The 18,187-nt window shown below is 71.2% G+C and carries 14 protein-coding genes and 1 pseudogene; 8 read left to right on the top strand and 7 right to left on the bottom strand.

Going from position 1 to position 18,187, the window contains the following annotated elements; genetic code table 11:
• The first annotated feature begins 170 nt into the window (after positions 1-170).
• Positions 171-2,825 (top strand): bifunctional acetate--CoA ligase family protein/GNAT family N-acetyltransferase, encoded by a 2,655-nt coding sequence (locus FFT21_RS09520; protein WP_225978273.1) that lies wholly within the window; start codon positions 171-173, stop codon positions 2,823-2,825.
• 478 nt (positions 2,826-3,303) lie between these two features.
• Complete coding sequence (locus tag FFT21_RS09515; RefSeq protein WP_225978272.1) at positions 3,304-4,062, top strand: GntR family transcriptional regulator; 759 nt, start codon at positions 3,304-3,306, stop codon at positions 4,060-4,062.
• Positions 4,063-4,232: 170 nt separating this feature from the next.
• Here FFT21_RS09515 and FFT21_RS09510 read toward each other — a convergent pair whose 3' ends face one another.
• Together FFT21_RS09510 and FFT21_RS09505 are read right to left on the bottom strand one after the other, a co-directional pair.
• Positions 4,233-6,083: a glycosyl hydrolase family 18 protein gene (locus FFT21_RS09510; protein WP_225978254.1), complete on the bottom strand. Its 1,851-nt coding sequence runs from the start codon at positions 6,081-6,083 to the stop codon at positions 4,233-4,235.
• Positions 6,084-6,224: 141 nt separating this feature from the next.
• Positions 6,225-7,646 carry a chitinase gene (locus tag FFT21_RS09505; RefSeq protein ID WP_137813433.1) on the bottom strand — a complete coding sequence of 474 codons (1,422 nt, stop codon included), beginning with the start codon at positions 7,644-7,646 and terminating at the stop codon, positions 6,225-6,227.
• Between the two features lie 518 nt (positions 7,647-8,164).
• Between FFT21_RS09505 and FFT21_RS09500 the strand changes: the two genes are divergently transcribed.
• The 4 genes from FFT21_RS09500 (at position 8,165) to FFT21_RS09485 (ending at position 14,072) form a co-directional block, all read left to right on the top strand.
• Complete coding sequence (locus FFT21_RS09500; RefSeq protein ID WP_137813432.1) at positions 8,165-9,433, top strand: bifunctional glycosyltransferase family 2/GtrA family protein; 1,269 nt, start codon at positions 8,165-8,167, stop codon at positions 9,431-9,433.
• Between the two features lie 83 nt (positions 9,434-9,516).
• Positions 9,517-11,769 carry an ArnT family glycosyltransferase gene (locus FFT21_RS09495; RefSeq protein ID WP_137813431.1) on the top strand — a complete coding sequence of 751 codons (2,253 nt, stop codon included), beginning with the start codon at positions 9,517-9,519 and terminating at the stop codon, positions 11,767-11,769.
• Between the two features lie 108 nt (positions 11,770-11,877).
• On the top strand, positions 11,878-12,606 hold the full coding sequence (locus tag FFT21_RS09490) for a response regulator transcription factor (protein WP_225978253.1): 729 nt from the start codon (positions 11,878-11,880) through the stop codon (positions 12,604-12,606).
• Entirely contained in the window at positions 12,603-14,072 is a 1,470-nt protein-coding gene (locus FFT21_RS09485; protein WP_137813430.1) for a sensor histidine kinase, read from the top strand. The genes FFT21_RS09490 and FFT21_RS09485 overlap by 4 nt, the downstream gene beginning before the upstream one ends.
• A 23-nt stretch (positions 14,073-14,095) precedes the next feature.
• Here the strand turns inward: FFT21_RS09485 and FFT21_RS09480 are convergent, their stop codons facing one another.
• The gene (locus FFT21_RS09480; protein WP_137813429.1) at positions 14,096-15,091 is read right to left on the bottom strand and encodes a helix-turn-helix domain-containing protein; all 996 of its coding nucleotides are present in this window, start codon (positions 15,089-15,091) and stop codon (positions 14,096-14,098) included.
• Between the two features lie 75 nt (positions 15,092-15,166).
• Between FFT21_RS09480 and FFT21_RS09475 the strand changes: the two genes are divergently transcribed.
• Together FFT21_RS09475 and FFT21_RS30670 are read left to right on the top strand one after the other, a co-directional pair.
• Positions 15,167-15,448 (top strand): hypothetical protein, encoded by a 282-nt coding sequence (locus tag FFT21_RS09475; RefSeq protein ID WP_137813428.1) that lies wholly within the window; start codon positions 15,167-15,169, stop codon positions 15,446-15,448.
• A 69-nt stretch (positions 15,449-15,517) separates the two neighbouring features.
• Positions 15,518-15,808 (top strand): annotated as a pseudogene (locus FFT21_RS30670) (DUF4937 domain-containing protein); the annotation flags it as partial.
• 262 nt (positions 15,809-16,070) lie between these two features.
• Here FFT21_RS30670 and FFT21_RS29655 read toward each other — a convergent pair.
• The 4 genes from FFT21_RS29655 to FFT21_RS09455 form a co-directional block, all read right to left on the bottom strand.
• Complete coding sequence (locus tag FFT21_RS29655) at positions 16,071-16,472, bottom strand: hypothetical protein (protein WP_225978278.1); 402 nt, start codon at positions 16,470-16,472, stop codon at positions 16,071-16,073.
• A gap of 2 nt (positions 16,473-16,474) precedes the next feature.
• Positions 16,475-17,122: a CdiA C-terminal domain-containing protein gene (locus tag FFT21_RS09465; protein ID WP_137813426.1), complete on the bottom strand. Its 648-nt coding sequence runs from the start codon at positions 17,120-17,122 to the stop codon at positions 16,475-16,477.
• A 130-nt stretch (positions 17,123-17,252) separates the two neighbouring features.
• Positions 17,253-17,621, bottom strand: coding sequence for a hypothetical protein (locus FFT21_RS09460; RefSeq protein ID WP_137813425.1), 369 nt, complete (start codon positions 17,619-17,621; stop codon positions 17,253-17,255).
• Positions 17,621-18,187: CdiA C-terminal domain-containing protein (locus FFT21_RS09455; protein WP_192909449.1), on the bottom strand; the 567-nt coding region annotated here is incomplete at its 5' end. The genes FFT21_RS09460 and FFT21_RS09455, both read right to left, overlap by 1 nt.

Genomic DNA, 18,187 nt, shown 5'->3' with positions numbered 1-18,187 from the left:
GACGCACCCGGAGATACCCGGCCCCGCGGGGCCGGGCACGGTGGCGACAAGGAGGGTCCGAAGTGGACCGTTCGCTTCCCGAGGATGACCAGGGTGACCGGAGCCACCCGAGCGGTCGGAAGGCGGCACCCGACCCGTACGACTACCCGAGGCACTGGGAGGCCGACGTCGTGCTCAGCGACGGCGGCACGGTGCACCTGCGACCGATCACCCCGGACGACGCGGACCGGCTGCTCGCCTTCCACGGCCGGCTGTCCGAACGCACCCGGTACTTCCGCTACTTCGGCCCCTACCCCCGCATCCCCAAGCGCGACCTGGAGCGCTTCAGCACCGTCGACCACGCCGACCGGGTGGCCTTCGCCGCCATGCTGGGCAACGACATCGTCGCCGTCGGCCGCTACGACCGGCTCGGCGACAGCGACTCCGCCGAGGTCGCGTTCGTCGTCGAGGACAACCACCAGGGCCGCGGCCTCGGCTCGATCCTGCTGGAGCACCTGGCGGCGGCGGCCAGGGAACGCGGCCTGAAACGGTTCGTCGCCGAGGTGCTCGCGGAGAACAGCACCATGGTCCGGGTGTTCCGGGACGCCGGGTACCAGGTCAGCCGGGCGTTCGAGGAGGGCGTGCTGCACCTGGAGTTCGCCATCGACCCCACCGAGGAGTCGGTGGCCGTGGCCCGCGCCCGAGAGCAGGCAGCGGAGGCGCGCAGCGTGCACAACCTGCTGCATCCGCGCTCGGTCGCGGTGATCGGCGCCTCGACCGACCACACCAAGATCGGCCACGCGGTGCTGCGGAACCTGCTCGCCGCCGACTTCGCCGGCACCGTCTACCCGGTCAACCCGGAACACCGCTCGGTGCGCGGTGTGCGCGCCTACCCGTCCGTGCTGGACATCCCGGACCAGGTGGACCTCGCGGTGGTCGCGGTGCCGGCGTCCGGGGTGGACGAGGTGATGGACGCCTGCCTGGCCAAGGGGGTCAAGACGCTGGTGGTGATCTCCTCCGGGTTCGCCGACGCCGGGCCGGACGGGCGCAGCGCCGAGCTGCGGCTGGTGTCCGAGGCGCGGGCACACGGCATGCGGGTGGTCGGACCGAACGCACTCGGCGTGATCAACACCGACCCGGGCGTGCGGCTGAACGCGACCCTCGCGCCGCGGCTGCCCGGCCGCGGCCGCACCGGGTTCTTCTGCCAGTCCGGCGCGCTGGGCACGGCCATCCTCGCCGACGCGGCGGACCGCGGGCTCGGCCTGTCCACCTTCGTGTCCGCGGGCAACCGCGCCGACGTGTCCGGCAACGACCTGCTGCAGTACTGGGAGACCGACCCGGCCACCGACGTGGTGCTGCTGTACCTGGAGTCGTTCGGCAACCCGCGCAAGTTCGCCCGGCTGGCCCGCCGGCTGGGACGCAGCAAGCCAATCGTAGCGGTGAAGTCGGGCCGGCACGCCGTGCGGCCGGAGCTGGCCGCCACCTCGGTCCCGGTGGACGAGGCCAGCGTGCGGGCGCTGTTCGAGCAGGCTGGGGTGCTCCGGGTGGAGACGCTCGCGCAGCTCTTCGACACCGCGCTGCTGCTCGCCCACCAGCCGCTGCCGCAGGGCCGGCGGATCGCCGTGGTGGGCAACTCCACCGCGATCGGCGTGCTGGCCGCGGACGCCGCGCTGTCCCAGGACCTGATCCTGGCGTCGGAGCCGGTGGACGTCGGGTCGCAGGCCGGGCCGGCGGACTTCGCCGAGGCGGTGCGCGCCACGCTGTCCCGCGACGACGTGGACGCCTTGGTCGTGGTGTTCGTGCCGCCGTTGGCGGTGCCCGGCACGGCGTACGCGCGGGCGCTGCGGGAGGCCGTGGCCGGCGCCGCGTGCAGCCGGCGGAAGCCGATCGTGTCCACCTTCCTGGCCCTGGAGGGCGTGCCCGAGGAACTGGCCGTGCCCGGCCCGGACGGCGCACCGACGCGGGGTTCGGTGCCGTCCTATCCCAGCCCGGAGCGGGCGGTGTTCGCGCTGGCCCGGGTGATCCGGTACGCCGAGTGGCGGTCCGCGCCGCAGGGCCGTTTCGCCCGGCCGGACGGCGTCCGCGCCGAGGACGCGCGGCGGCTGGTCGCCGATGCCATGGCCGCCGAGGGGGAGGAGCGGCTGCTCACCGACGCCGAGACGGTGCGCCTGCTGGACTGCTACGGCATCCGCGTCGTGCCGTTCCGGGTGGTCGGCACGGCGGACGAGGCGGTGGCCGCGGCGGAGGAGCTGGGTTACCCGGTGGCGCTGAAGTCGGCCGCCGAGCGGTTGCGGCACCGCACCGACCTGGCCGGCGTGCGGCTGGACCTGGACACCGCGGAGAGCGTGCGCGGCGCCTACACGGCCCTGCATGGACTGTCCGGAGTGGACGAGATGTATGTGCAACGCATGGCCCCCAAGGGAAACTCGTGCGTGATCGGCCTGCAGGACGATCCGTCGTTCGGCACCCTGGTCTCGTTCGGACTGTCCGGTGTGGCCAGTGACCTGCTCGGTGACCGGGCGTACCGCGCGGTCCCGCTCACCGACGCGGACGCGGCCAACCTGGTGCGGGCACCGCGGGCCGCGCCGCTGCTCACCGGCTACCGCGGCGGCGACCCCGCCGACCTGGAGGCGCTGCAGGATCTGGTCCTGCGGGTGGCCGCGCTGGCCGAGGACGTACCCGAGGTGCGCGGGCTGGTCCTGGAACCGGTGCTGGCCTCGGCGGACGGGGCGCACGTCTCCGGCGCGCGGGCGACCGTCGGCCCGCCGCCGTCCCGGCACGACACCGGGCCGCGGCGGCTGCGCTCCTTCGGCGTGGACTGGGCGTCGTCCGCGCGGACCAGCTGAGACCCTGGGGGCGCTGACCGGCTGCTGTCGGCGGGCTCACAGCCGTGTCGCCACCGTGGCGGTACCCAGACCACCGGGAACCCAGCACGTTGGGTGCGTGGCGCAGAGCATTCTGGGAAGGCCCGTCTGGTGGACCGAGGAGAACGAGCGGGCGGTGGCCGTCCAGCTCACCCACGGCCCCGGCACCTGGTTCGCCGAACGGTTCGTCTCCGAGACCGGCTCCGAGGTGACCGTCGAGCTGTCGCTGCGCGGCCGCGGCACCGGGTCGCCGCATCGGAGCCCCGGCGGGCCGGTGGTGGCCGGCGGGGACGACGCGTCGCCGGTGACCCTGTCCACCCTGCGGGCGCGGCTGCGCGAGCCGCTCGGGGACCGGCGGCTGGTGATGGTGGTGGACGGCGACCGAATTTCGCCAGTGCGCGCCAGCGAGCCGGGCGGGGTGACCGGGCTGTGTTCTCGCTCGACGCCGGAGCAGGGCAGGGTGCCGGCGCACCGGGCCGGCGACCCGGTGCGCGCGGGCATTCCCGAGCACGGCCGGGTGCCCCGCTACTACGCGGTGAAGACGGAGCTGCTGGCGCTGGTGCGGGCCCTCGGGGAGGGGGCGGCGCTACCCGCCGAGCGGGAGCTGGCGGAACGGTTTGGGGTGTCCCGGGTGACGCTGCGGCAGGCGGTCAGCGAACTGGTGCTGGAGGGGCGGCTGCAGCGCCGGCACGGCAGCGGCACCTACGTGGCACCGCCGAAACTGGTGCAACCGCTGAGCCTGATGAGCTACACGGAGGGGATGCGCCGGCAGGGCGTGACACCCGGACACACCGCGATCACGGTGGAGGAGCTGCCCGCCGACGACGGCCTGGCCGTGGACCTGCGGATCGAGCCGGGCGCGCCGGTGGTGCACCTCGAGCGGGTGTTGCTGGCCGGCGCGGAGCGGATCGGCCTGGAGTCCACCTACCTGTCCCGGCAACGGTTCCCCACCCTGGTCGAGGAGTTCGACCCGGCCGACTCGCTGTACGCGTGCCTGCAGCGGCGGTTCGGTGTAACGCTCGGCGAGGCGCGGGAGCGGCTGGAGACGGTGCTGGCCACGCCGCGTGAGGCGATGCTCATCGGCACCAATCCGGCCATGCCGATGCTGCTGCTGCACCGGGTGGCCTACGACGTGGAGGGGCGGCCGGTGGAGCGGGTGCGCTCGCTGTTCCGCGGCGACCGGTTCAGTTTCGTGGCCCGGCTGCGCGCCGAGGGCTGATCGGGCGGAGCGCAACGGTGCGGGGGCCGGACGCGCCCGCCGCGGTGCCGGGTCCGCTCGACGGCGGATCCGGCACCGCGGGGACCATCCGGCCCCCGCCGGTGCGGGGCGCGGGCAGACCGGCGTCGCTGGGCGCTGGGCGACGCGGGAACGCACCCCGTGGCTCCCGGCTACCCGCCGCAGGGGCCGTTGTCGGTCCAGACGTTCTGGCTGTTGTTGCCGGGGGTGTCGCCTTGGGTCCACCATTTGGCGGTCCAGGTGTGGCCGTTGTAGGAGACGACGGCGCCGCCGTTGTAGGCGGTGGTGGGGTTCCAGGCGGGTGCGCTGCAGCCCTGGGTGGGTGGGTTGGTTGTGGTGGTTGCGGTGCAGGGGCCGTTGTCGGTCCAGACGTTCTGGCTGTTGTTGCCGGGGGTGTCGCCTTGGGTCCACCATTTGGCGGTCCAGGTGTGGCCGTTGTAGGAGACGACGGCGCCGCCGTTGTAGGCGGTGGTGGGGTTCCAGGCGGGTGCGCTGCAGCCCTGGGTGGGCGGCTTGGTCGTGGTGGTCGTGGTGGTCGTTGTCGTGGTGGTGGTCGTGGGCGGCGGCGGTCCGGAGCAGCCGGCCGTGCTGCCGTTCACGTCGTTGACCAGCGTGTTGAACAGCGTCGCGTTCGGGTCGAGGTCGTACAGCGAGAACATCATCACGCCGCCCAGACCGTTGCAGTGCACGTAGTCGGCGCGGTCCCGCAGGGACTGGGTCGACTCGCCGGCGTAGAAGTTCGTGCCGTCGTAGAACCACGCGGATCGGGTGGTGGGGTCGTAGAACGTGTCGGCGGGATTGTCCACGATGCCGGTGAGTTCCTTGTACATGGCGACACCGGGCACGTTGCCGCTGAGCGCCTTCCCGGCGGACGGCCCGCTGGCGCTCTGGTAGAGGCCGTGGTTGTTGCCGGCCGGCACGCCGGTCCAGCCGCGGTAGTAGAACGGCACGCCCAGATTGAGCTTGCTCGCCGGGAAACCGCCCGGGATGCCGTAGGCGGCATCTCCCGCCGTGTAGGCCCTGACGATCGAGTCGATGTTGTACTTCTCGCTGCCGGGTGGGATGGCCGTGCTGGGGTCGTTCGGCGACGGGTAGAGCGGGTCCTGGAAGTTGGTCGGTCCGGTCGCGTCCCACGCACCGTGCATGTCGTAGGTCATCGCGTCGGCGAAGTCCAGGTACTGGCCGATCCGATCGGTCTGGATCTTGGCGACCTTGTCCTGCCCGCCGGGCACGGCGGCGGTCAGGTAGTAGTGCCTGCCGCCCAGACCGTCCAGTTCGGCCCGGAACTCGGCGAGCAGCGCGGTGAAGTTGGCGGTGTCGTTCGGGCTGGTGTGGTTGCCCAGGTGGCCGCCGCTGGACGCCGGGTACTCCCAGTCGATGTCGAAGCCGTCGAAGATGCCGGCCGCGGTGCCCGGCCCGCCGTAGCCGCCCGCCGCCGGGATGTTGCCCTTGATGAACATGTCGATGCAGGAGCCGACGAACTTCTTCCGGGCGGCGTCGCTGGCCGCCACGTCGGAGAAGTACTTGGAATACGTCCATCCGCCGATCGACAGCAGCACCTTCAGGTTGGGGTGCTTCTTCTTCAGCTCCTGCAACTGGTGGAAGTTGCCGGCGATGGGCTGGTTCCAGGTGTCCGATGTGCCGTCGACGCTGATGCCGGCGTCGAAGGTCTTCTGGTAGTCGGCGAACTGGTCGCCGGCGCCGTCACCCGCGTTCGGGTCGTTCTCGCCGCCCGGATCGGGGTCGGTCGCCTTGGTGGTCTCGAAACAGGTCAGGTTGACCGGGTCGATGTTCTCGAAGTCGTAGATCAGGTAGTCCAGCTTGTCCGCGATGCCCTGCTGGTCCACGTTCTTCAGGTAGTACGCGTTCTGGTAGATGCTCCACTGGTCGTAGTAGGCGACCTTGGTCCCGCCGCTGGTGGCGGCCGTGGTGGTAACGGCTGGCTGTGCGGCGCCGGCGCCGGCGACCGTGGCCAGGCCCCCGACGACCGCCGCGGCACTCATGGCCGCGACTACCGCCGTCGTCCTGGACAACCGCCAATTTGTTAATCGCATGCTGGTTCCTCCGGTGGTGTGCAGGGAGCACCGTGGAGTGCTGGAAAGGGCGCGGCGGGCAGGCAGGGGATCCACCCGCCGCACCCGGGGCTACTGGCCGCAGGGGCCGTTGTCGGTCCAGACGTTCTGGCTGTTGTTGCCGGGGGTGTCGCCTTGGGTCCACCATTTGGCGGTCCAGGTGTGGCCGTTGTAGGAGACGACGGCGCCGCCGTTGTAGGCGGTGGTGGGGTTCCAGGCGGGTGCGCTGCAGCCCTGGGTGGGTGGGTTGGTTGTGGTGGTTGCGGTGCAGGGGCCGTTGTCGGTCCACACGTTCTGGCTGTTGTTGCCGGGGGTGTCGCCTTGGGTCCACCATTTGGCGGTCCAGGTGTGGCCGTTGTAGGAGACGACGGCGCCGCCGTTGTAGGCGGTGGTGGGGTTCCAGGCGGGTGCGCTGCAGCCCTGGGTGGGCGGCTTGGTCGTGGTGGTCGTCGTGGTCGTCCCGGTGGGCGGGGTGGCGCCGGCGAACTTCGCGGTGAACTTGGTGAAGTCCCACGGACCCTGGGTCACGCTGGAGCAGGTGCCGGACGTGGTGCCGGGTTCCGCCGGGCTGCACTGCCGGTCCCGGTTGACCGACCAGAACGTGTAGCGGGACAGGCCGTGGCCGGTGGCGTAGTCCAGCACGCTCTGGAAGTCCGCCTGGCGGAAGTACTCCCCGGTGTCCGAGCGCCCGTTCATCTGCGAGACGCCCTCGTGCCGGTAGGCGGTGGCGCTGTCCCAGCCGAAGGTGTTCATCAGCTTGGTGTGGAACGCCTCCAGGGCGCTGATCTGGCTGCTCGCCCCGTTGAACCCGCCGTCGAACGGCATGATCGAGTAGTTGGCCGGGGTGAAGCCGAGGCTCTTGGCCGTGTTCAGCACGTTCTGTCCGAAGTAGCCGGTGCCCTCGGCGGTGCCGGCCGTGGTGATCGAGACGTACAGGCCGGGGTTGTTGCGCTGCAGGATCTGCGCGGCGCCCACCTCGTTGTTGATCGCCGCGGTGTTCTCGTACTCCGGCTCCTCCAGGTCGAAGTCGATCGCCTTGAGCTGGTACTTGTCGATCACCTGCTGGTACGCCGCCGCCGTGGCTTCGGCCGTGCCGCAGGTCTGGCCGAGTTTCGTGCCGCCGTACCCGCCGACGGACACCTCCACGTCGCCGCCGTTCGCGCGTACCGTGTTGATCATGCCGGCCACCGCGGTGTCCGAGGACACCGCCGCGGTGCCGTCCCAGGTGGGTGTGCAGCCACCGCCGCCCGGCGCCAGGATGAACGCCAGCATGAACGATTTCTGCCCGGTGGCCGCCATCACCTGGGACAGGTCCGGCGGGTCGTTGTCCAGGGGCATCACGTACGGCGCCGCGCCGTACCAGTTGCTGCCCAACGCGGCGTTGGGCGTCGCCGTGGTTGCGGATAAGTCGCTCGCGTTCGCCGCGATGGCCGTGGCGCCGGCCAGCACGGCGGAGGCGGCCAGGGCGTAGGACGCCACCTTCAACCGCTGCACCTGCTGTCCTCCTCGCTGTCGAAGACCGGGGTGCGGCGGGCCGGTCGGCCGGCACCGCGCACCCGACACGCCGGCCGCGGCGCGTCCCCGGGAACGGCGTTCCGCCGCCCCGATCGCGGGGCCTGCCGGCCACGAATGGGCGGGACGCCCAGCGGTACGCCGCGCAGTTGATCTGTGTGATGCGTCACGGCCGTACGGGTGATTCACAACTTTGGACTAGACCACTGACGATGTCAAGGCTTTGGCCTAGACCAATTTCGCTAGTCCGTTCCGGTGAGCGGTAGCGCCTGCGTGAGGACGCTGTTAAGCTCCCGAGTCCTCACCCGCCCGGGCGTCATCCTGTGGTGGTGCGGCCGCTCCGGTTTTGTCTTGTCCGCGCGCGAAATCCGGCGTTCCCAGGGATCTTTGAGGTTCCGCACAGCGTGCTCGCACATCGACCCGCCATACCTGGATACCGAGCCGAACGGCTCCACATGGCAGGCGGATGGCGGGGGTGATCCCGGATGGGTGGTGCCGCGATGGCGAGGGAACGCGACGGCGTTCCCGGCGCCGGCGCGAAACGGTGGTCGGTGGGGCGGACCGCCACGGTGGACGTGGTCGTGCCGGTCCACAACGAGGAACGCGCGCTGCCCGGCTGCCTGGCGGTGCTGCGCTCGCACCTCGCGGAGCAACTGCCCTTCGAGTGGACCATCACCGTGGTGGACAACGCCAGCACCGACGACACGCTGCGGGTGGCCACCGAACTCGCCGAGTCCGACGACCGGATCCGGGTGCTGCACCTGGACCGCAAGGGCCGCGGCCTCGCGCTGCGCACCGCGTGGGGGTGGACCGACGCGGACGTCGTGGTCTACATGGACGTCGACCTGTCCACCGGCCTGGACGCGCTGCTGCCGCTGGTCGTGCCGCTGGTGAACGGGCACTCCGACATCGCGATCGGCACCCGCCTGGCGCCGGGCGCGCGCACCGTGCGCAGCCCGCGACGCGAACTGATCTCCCGCTGCTACAACGCGATGATCCGGCTGACCCACGGGGCGCGCTTCTCCGACGCCCAGTGCGGTTTCAAGGCGGCGCGCACCGACGTGATCCGGCCGCTGCTGCCGCACGTGCGTGACGACGCCTGGTTCTTCGACACCGAACTGCTGCTGCTCGCCGAGCACAACGGGCTGCGGGTGCACGAGGTGCCGGTGGACTGGGTGGAGGACGTGGACAGCCGGGTGCACGTGGTGCGCACCGCGTGGGAGGACATCCGCGGGCTGCTGCGGGTGGCGCGGGCGAAGGCGTCCGGCACCGCCCGGGTGGCGGACCTGCCGCGGCGGCCGGAACCGCGACCGGCGCACCCGGACGCGGTGCTGGGCAGGCGGGACGCCGGGCTGCTCTGGCAGGTGGTGGTGTTCGCGCTGATCGGGGTGGCTTCCACGGTGTCCACCGCGGCGCTCTACGCGGTGCTGCGCTCGTGGTCGCCGCCGCTGGTGGCGAACCTGATCGCGCTGGTCGTGACCACCCTGCTGAACACCGAGGCGAACCGGCGGCTCACCTTCGCCGGCACCGGCGGCTCCACCCGCAGGGTGCACCTGCAGGGACTGATCGTCTTCGCGCTGTACTACGCGCTGACCTCCGGCGCGTTGCTGGCGTTGCAGGCGCTGGTGGCCCACCCGTCCCGCTGGCTGGAGGTGGCCGTGCTGCTGGTCGCCTCGGTGGTGGGCACGGCGGGCCGGTTCGTGCTGTTGCGCGCGTGGGTGTTCGCCGACCGGGCCGGGGCCGCGACGACACAGGAAGCAAGCGGATGACCGCGTCGACCCGCGGCATCAGGAACGAGCACGGCAGGCGCCACGGTCGTCTGGTGCGAACCCACGGAACGAAAGGAACCGGTATGACCGCGGCGGCGGAATACGTCGAGGAGACCACCGCAGCGTCCCCGCAGGCGCCGGCAACCGTCGATCCTCGCTGGCACAGGATCGCGCTGGCCGCGATCTGCGCGCTGGCCGCGGTGCTGTACGCGTGGCGGATCGGCAGCGAGGGCTGGGGCAACCCGTACTACGCGGCCGCGGTGAAGTCCATGTCGAAGAACCTGACCAACTTCGTGTTCGGTTCCTTCGACCCGGCCGGCGTGGTGACGGTGGACAAGCCGCCGATGGCGTTCTGGCCGATGGTCGCCTCGACCGCGATCTTCGGCTACCACGGCTGGTCGGTGCTGCTGCCGCAGGTGCTCGAGGGCGTGGCCGCGGTGGCGCTGCTCTACGCCGCGGTGCGCCGCTGGGCCGGGACGAACGTGGCCCTGCTGGCGGCCCTGGTGCTGGCGGTGACCCCGGTGACCGCGGCGATCAACCGGGACTCCAACCCGGACACCGCGATGGTGCTGCTGCTGGTGGCCGCCGCGTACGCGTTCACCCGCGCGGTCGACCCGCGGGCCGGTCGGGGCGCGGCGACCCGATGGCTGGCCCTGGCCGGCGTGTTCCTCGGGTTCGGCTTCGTCACCAAGATGCTGCAGGCGTGGATCGTGGTGCCGGCGTTCGCGCTGGCCTACCTGGTCGGGGTGCGGACATCGATCGGCCGGCGGGTGGTGGACCTGCTGCTCGCCGGGGTGGCCATGCTGGTCGCGTCGATGTGGTGGGTGGCGCTGGTGGCGGTGTGGCCGTCGCCCAAGCCCTACATCGGCGGCAGCACCGACGGCACGGTGCTCAACCTGGTGTTCGGCTACAACGGTTTCGGCCGCATCCTCGGCCAGTCCTTCGGCCGCGCCGGCGGCGGCCGCGGCGGCGCCCCGGGCGGCTTGCCCGGCGGGCCCGGCGGACCGGCGGGCGCGGGTGTCCCCGGCGGGCCCGGTGGCGGTTCCGGCAGCGGCGGCTTCGGCGGTGGCGGCGGCCCGTTCGGCGGCGGTGCCGGCATCACCCGCATGTTCGGCGAGCAGGTCGGCGGGCAGATCAGTTGGCTGCTGCCGCTGTGCCTGCTGGTGCTGGTCGTGGCGGCCGTGGCAGGGCTACGTCGCACGCGTGCCACGGTTCCGGGCGCGCATGACCGGCTGAACCCCGGTCAGCCCGACGGCGCCCACGAGCGGGCCGGCTGGTTCCTGTGGGGCGGCTGGCTGCTGGTCGTGGGCGTGGTGCTCAGCTTCGCCCAGGGCATCTTCCACCCGTACTACACCACCGAGATGGCGCCGGCGGTGGCCGCGCTCACCGCCGCGGGCGTGGCCGTGCTGTGGCGCTCCTACCGCCGGCCCGGCGGCACGGCGTGGCTGCTGCTGCCCGGCGCGGTGGTGCTCACCGCCGCATGGGCGTGGGTGCTGATCTCCCGGGACACCGCGTGGTACGGCTGGCTGCGCTACGCCGTGGCCGTGGTCGCGGTACTCGCCGTGGTGCTGCTGGTCGCCGGCCGCATGCCGGCCCGTGGCCCCGCCCTGCCCCGGGCGGCCACCGCGCTCGGCGTGGTCGCGCTGCTGCTCGCCCCGGCGGTGTGGTCGGCGGCCACCGCGTTCGGCACCGGGCAGGCCGGTGGCGGCGCGATGGCCCAGGCCGGCCCGCCCGGTGGCGCGTTTGGAGCCCTCCGCCGCGGTGGCCAGCGCCCGGCGCAGGGCGGTGGGTTCGCGGGCCCGTCCGGCGCCCAGGCGGAGGAGATCGTGCAGGAACTCTCCCGCGGCCAGGTGCCCGCGCAGCTACGCGGCGCGCTGCGCGGCGACCTCACCGACGAGCAGCGGAGGATCCTCGGCTACGCGGAGCGGAACTCCGGCGGAGCCAGCATCACCCTCGCCGTCGAGGGCGGGGCGATGGCCGCCGAGTCCTACATCATCGGCAGCGACGCGACCGTGATCGGCATGGGCGGGTTCAGCGGCGGGGACCCGGCACCCACCGCCGAGCAGCTTGCCGACTGGGTGCGGCAGGAACAGCTGCGGTTCGTGCTGCTCGGCGGCCGCGGTGAGCGCGGGGGAGCGGGACGGGATGGCACCGCCTCCGGCGGGCGCGGCGGCGCCACGGCCAGCGAGCGCACCCAGTGGGTGGAGCAGCACTGCACTCTGGTCGACCCCAGCGCGTACGGCGGCACGGCGCGGCCGCAGCCGGCCCAGGACCAGGCGCTGCCCGGCCCGTTCGGCGGGGGTGCCCAGGCGCTCTACGACTGCCGCGCGCGCTGAGTACCGCGTGGTTGTTTCCCTGACCTGGGGAAACAACCACGCACCCGGTCGTGGTTTCTCAGCAAGCTCCTAGATTCCTCTCAGCCTGGACCGGCATGCTGGTGCACCGTGGACGACGCACATCCGGCTACCGTGCTCGTGGTCGACGACGAGCCGAACATCCTCGAACTGCTCGCCGCCGCACTCCGGCTGAGCGGGTTCGAGGTGCACGCCGCCGAGAACGGCACCCGCGCGTTGAGCACGGCCAAGGAGGTCCGGCCGGACATCGTGGTGCTCGACGTGATGCTGCCGGACTGCGACGGGTTCGACCTCGCCCGCCAGCTGCGGGCCTCGCTCGACCAGGTACCGGTGCTCTTCCTCACCGCCCGGGACGCCGTGGAGGACCGGATCGCCGGTCTCACCGCCGGCGGCGACGACTACGTGACCAAGCCGTTCAGCCTGGAAGAGGTGGTGCTGCGGCTGCGGGCCATCCTCCGCCGCACCCAGCCAGCGCGGGAGGCGGAGTTCGACGACGGCAAGATGACCTACGCCGACCTGGAGCTGGACGAGGACGCGCACGAGGTGCGCCGCAACGGCCGGCTGGTGCAGCTCTCGCCGACCGAGTTCAACCTGCTCCGCTACCTGATGGTCAACGCGGAGAAGGTGGTCAGCAAGGCGCAGATCCTGGACCGGGTGTGGAACTACGACTTCGGCGGGGACAGCCGGATTGTCGAGTCCTACATCAGCTACCTGCGCCGCAAGATCGACGTTCACCACCCGCCGCTGATCCACACCATCCGCGGTGTGGGTTACACGTTGCGCCTGCCCCGCGAGACCGCCGTCGCGGGCGCCCCGTGAGAGCAGCCGCCCTCGCCCGACGGCCGCTCACCCTGCGCGGCAGGCTGCTCGCCGCGCTCCTGGTGTGCTCCGCCTTCGGCCTGGCCGCGTTCATCGGGGCCAGCGAACTGCTGCTGCGGCACTCGCTGATGGACCGGGTCGACGGCCAGTTGCACGACTTCAGCCACCGGTTCGCCGCCGGACCGCCGCCGTCCGGACCGCCGCCGGAAGCCCCGGTCCGGGTGCGGCTGCCCAGCGACTTCCGGATGGCCGTGCTCGAACCGGACGGCACACCCCGGTACGAGATCGGCCAGCAGAGCGGTCAGGCGGGCAGCCCGAAGCTGCCCAAGCTGAGCCGGGAGGCGGTCTGGCAGCACAACGGGCGGCCGTTCACCGTGCCCGACCAGTCCGGCAGCGGGGAGTGGCGGGTCCGCGCGGTGGAACTGCCCGACGGCGAGATCGGTGTCGCGGCACTGTCCCTGGCCGGGACGGACGCCACGCTGGAACGCCTGCTGATCATCGAGGCCGCCGTGGGCGGCGTGGTGCTGGTGCTGCTGACGGTGGCCGCCACGGTGGTCGTCCGGGTCGGCCTGCGCCCGCTCACCAGGATCGAGCGCACCGCGGAGGCGATCGCCGCCGGAGACCTGGACCGCCGGGTGCCGGAGAACGACCCGCGCACCGAGACCGGCCGGCTGGGCGCCGCGCTGAACGTCATGCTCGGCCGGCTGTCCGCGGCGCTGCACGCGCGGGAACGGTCCGAGCAGCGGTTGCGCCGGTTCGTCGCGGACGCCTCGCACGAGCTGCGCACCCCGCTCACCTCGATCCGCGGGTTCGCCGAGCTGTACCGGCGCGGCGGCGCGGCCGACGTGGAACGGCTGATGGGCCGCATCGAGTCCGAGGCCAAGCGGATGGGGATTCTCGTCGACGACCTGCTGCTGCTGGCCCGGCTCGACCAGGAACGCGCGCTCGACATCACCGACGTCGACCTGCTGGTGCTCGCCGGGGACGCGGTGCACGACGCCAAGGCCCGCGAACCGGACCGCCCGGTGACCCTGGTACCGGGCAGCGGGGCGGTGCGCGTGCTCGGCGACGAGCACCGGTTGCGCCAGGTGGTCGGCAACCTCGTGACCAACGCGTTGACGCACACCCCGGCCGGCACCCCGGTGCGGCTGACCGTCGCCCACCGGCCCGCGCAGGAAAGGAACGGGTGGCCGGTCGCCGCCGCGGGCGCCGACCGGCTCCCGGACGGCGCGCTCGGCCTGCTGGAGGTGCACGACGATGGCCCGGGCATCCCGGCCGAGGCGGCCGCGCACGTGTTCGACCGGTTCTACCGGGCCGACCGCAGCCGCGCCCGTACGCGTGGCGGCGGAGCCGGCCTCGGCCTGGCCATCAGTGCCGCCATCCTGGAAGCGCACAACGGCCGCATCGAGCTGTACAGCGCCCCCGACCGGGGCACCACCTTCCGCGTGCTGCTGCCCCTGGCCTGACCGGTGTGACAGACGCCGCCCGGTCAGCGTGCGGCGGCGAGCGGGCTGGGCGTCCCGGCGGGCGTGAGATGGTGGCCGAACGTGTTGCGGTAGGCGGTGGGCGTGGTGCCGAGGCTGCGGGCGAAGTGGTGCCGCAGCGCCTCGCCGTTGCCGAACCCGCACCGGCGCGCGATCGTCTCCACGTCCAGGTCGCTCTCCTCCAGCAGGCGCTGCGCCAGCAGCACCCGCTGGCGGGTGATCCAGCCGTGCGGCGTCGTCCCGGTGCTGGCGGCGAAGCGGCGGGCGAATGTCCGCGGCGACATGTGTACCCGTGCCGCCAGCGTCGCCACCGAGTGCGGCTCGTCCAGGTGCGCCTGCAGCCATTCCAGCAGTGGCCCGAGGTCGTCCCCGCCCCGCCGCCGGGGCACCGGCGTTTCGACGTACTGCGCCTGGCCGCCGTCCCGGTGCGGGGGGACCACCATGCGGCGGGCGATGCCGTTGGCGACCTGGGCGCCGAGTTCGCGGCGGACCAGGTACAGGCATGCGTCGATACCCGCGGCGGTGCCCGCGCTGGTGACCACCGGGCCGTCCGCCACGTACAGCCGGTCCGGCTGCACCGCGACGGCGGTGTAGCGCGCCCGCAGCCGGTCGGCGTGGTACCAGTGGCAGGTCGCGCGCCGGCCGTCCAGCAGGCCGGCGGCGGCGAGCACGAACACCCCGGAGCACACGCTGAGCACCGTGGCGCCGCGGTCCACCGCCGCCCGCAGCACGTCGACGACCTCCCGGCTCGGCGGCGGGCCGTCCACCGGCCAGCCCGGAACCGCGACCAGGTCCGCGGTCAGCGCCCGCTCCAGGCCGTGACCGGGTTGTACGGACATCCCGCCGACCGCCGGGCGGGGCCGCGGGTCGGCGGCGCAGATGGCGAAGTCGAACCGGGGCAGCCCGTCGCCGGACCGGTCGATCCCGAAGATCTCGCAGAGCACGGCCAGTTCGAAGACCTGGACCTCGTCCCCGAGGACGGCGGCGACGTCGCGCAACATACTTGGCAGGATATCTGTGCTCGCCGACATTTCTGCCGCTGTTGCGGCCGGCCCCGGCGGCGAAGGCTGGATGCCATGCCGCACCTACCGCACCGCCAGCCGTGCGACCCTTCCCGCCGCCGTTCTCCGGCGCTCGCCGGCCTGCGCCGGGGCCTGGCTCGGCTTCGCGCGTTCCACGCCACCCAGGTCGAACTGCACGAGCGGCTGCTGCTACTCAACCGTCCCTGGGAGGAGGAGTTCGCGCACTGGTCCTATGACGGCCACCGCTGGCACCTGCACGGCCACCTCCCGCCACCCCCGGACGGCCGCCGCCGCAGCGTCACACCCCACGGCTGGTGCCCCGCCAGCCGGTGCTGACCCGCCCGCCGAACGGCGGAACCACGCCCGCCAGAAAAGATTGACCTCCATAAATGTGGAGCTTCGACAATGCCGTCGGCTGGGCGACCGAGTAGCCGGGGGAGTTGCGACGTGCTCTGCAAGTGGATTGGCTGTGCCGTGCCACCGCGCTTCCGCGAGGCGTTCTCCACCGCGCAGCGCCGGTGGTCGCCGCTCGGCGCCGAGCCGGGCTTGGTCGGGCAGGTCGGCGGCTGGGACACCACGACGGGCCGGGCCTACATCCTGGCCCTGTGGCGAGACGGGAGCGCTTACCGGTCGTTCATGCGCCACCGGCACGACGCACTGGCCGCCGCCACGGGGCAGGAGCGCAGCTACACCGAGATCGAGGTGACGACCGGCGATGTCGTCTTCCCGATGGCCGGTGACGCGCCGTCCCTGGCCGCCGCCATCCGGAACGCCGTGGTGCTCCGCGCGGCCGACTGCCGGATCCTGTTGTCCCCCCGTCCTCACTCGAACGGCCGAGCGCGTGGTATCCGGAGTTTTTCGAGCCTTTCACCGCAAACTTTGCTCGCGTCCGCGAGGATGGCTTCCCGATTCTCCTCGCCGACAGGCCCAAACCGCCGGCAAGAGCTCGACATCGCTACTACGACCGGCGCTGAGATGCAACGTTGTGGGCGATCAAGGTTTCGGTCTCGACATGCACGAGCACGCACTCGTATTTCCCTGTTGCCGTCAGGCCTTCGTAGGCGGAGTGAATATCTTGCAAAGCGACCTGCGACCAGTAGGGATCACGTGAATCGAACAGTGTGAAACTCCACGGAAATTTTCCGAACGGGAAGGGGTCCGTGGGGTCACCCTCGTCGTCATAGCCGAAGCTGAGGTCGAGTATCAAGGGGCCGCTCGTCACCTTGGCGATGTACTCGTTCTCACCGTCGTGGCCAGAGTTCTTGAAGTCTTTACCGCAGACCTTGCTGACGTCGTCGATCAGTTCACGACCGTCCGTGGCCCCCGTAGGCCGGACGAAGAGCATGAAGGTTGCGGACATGCTCAGAGCCCCCCGTAGTCGTCAGGGTACGTGAGGCGAGAGCCGTCGTTCGCGAGCACGGTCACACGCTTGATGATACCCGCACTGCCCGGCTGACCATGGCCGGAGAAGTATGCGTGTAGTTGTGCTTTGAGCTGCTCGCGGCCGAGGCTGGAGCTGCGGGCGTCGACAAAAATTTCCTCAGCCTGCCTGTCTCCGCGTTCGCTACCTTTTAGCGCGGTTCTCAGAGTCCTTGACCCCGAGCCCACAATCTTCTTGAAGTCAACGGGTTGGCCGTCAATGAGCGCGTCGGCGGTTCGTTCCTCCTTGCCATGGTCCTCGTTGATGGGCATGACGACGTGCCCGCGTTCCTTGAGGTAGGAGGCGATGGCGGTCTCGCCTTTGTCGCCGTCCGCGTCGAATCGGCCGGGCGGGGAGGTGTCATCGCCGGCCTGCCAGGCCTCTTGGGTGGTGAGGTTGGGTTGCGGGACCTTGGTCATGGCCGCGGCGAGGTTAGTGGTTCCGTATACGCCGATGTCCTGGATGGTGCTGGCTACTTGCAGCGCTGCCAGGAGGTTAGCGCAGACCTCGCCGACGTGTTCCACGGCGCGGGCGGCGACGGCTTCGCCTTTCGCGTCGCCCAGAATTAGTCCCAAGCCGTCGGTGGCCAAGTCCGGCAAGTTTCTGTTCGTGTTCGACGATCCGTTTCTGTAGTGAACGGACTGACTTCGCTTCGGAGGTCGTCAACGGCTGCGCGTCGGCGTTCAGGTCTGGCAGGCAGTCGTGCCGCCATCGGGCTACTCATCGTTGGTGGATGGCGAGAAGTCGTTCCATGTTGAACACAAGGAAGCAGTCGTACCGATCGGTACGGACGAGCTCGCCGTAGATTTCTTGCGAGAACATTTCGGCATCTTGCAACGTGCCTTCACGTGGCTTGTGTACCGTGATACAGATCGGGTGGGTGCTAAAAGGTATGTCGCGGTCGTCCAAGAAGTCGGTGTGAAAGTCGACCTCTATGGCTCCGCGCTCGGGCCGAGCGATATACCAGTCTTCCTGGTCGGGCTTCACGGGGGTGAATTCGGCGTGCGCAATGCGGGTCAGGTCATCCAACAGGTTTAGCTCCGTTCCTGCCATCCGTGGCCGTACGAAGATCTCGTATTCAGCGGACACTACAACCCCTCGTATCCGTCGGGCCAGGTCACCTTCTGCCCGTTCGCGAGCCATATGGTAACCCGCTGGAGCACGCCGCGACTCTTACTCAGGTAACTTTCCATTTCTTCACGCGCCTCGTCAACGCTGATGGTAGTCGCCCGGGCGTCGATCAGCACGTTGGGCGCCTGGCCACCCTTGAGTTCGGCCTTCTTGAGCTTGTTGAAGATTGCGATCTTTCCGCCGCCCGCATCAACCGTCTTCAGCTCGGTAGGCTCGCCATCCACGAGTATGTCGGGTGTCTTTTCGATGTTTCTGTTCTCCACCTCCCTGATGATGTGGCCATTTTCGCGCAGCTGACCAACTATCGCACGTTCGGCGGGGTCGAGCTGTCCAGGCTGACCGATATCATCACCGGCCTGCCAGGCCTCTTGGGTGGTGAGGTTGGGTTGCGGGACCTTGGTCATGGCCGCGGCGAGGTTAGTGGTTCCGTATACGCCGATGTCCTGGATGGTGCTGGCTACTTGCAGCGCTGCCAGGAGGTTAGCGCAGACCTCGCCGACGTGTTCCACGGCGCGGGCGGCGAT

The sequence above is a fragment of the Gandjariella thermophila genome (assembly GCF_005405885.1).
In the GTDB taxonomy this organism is placed as follows: Bacteria; Actinomycetota; Actinomycetes; order Mycobacteriales; family Pseudonocardiaceae; genus Gandjariella; species Gandjariella thermophila.
Note: the sequence above shows the minus strand (reverse complement) of the source record. Positions and strands in the feature narration are given on the sequence as shown.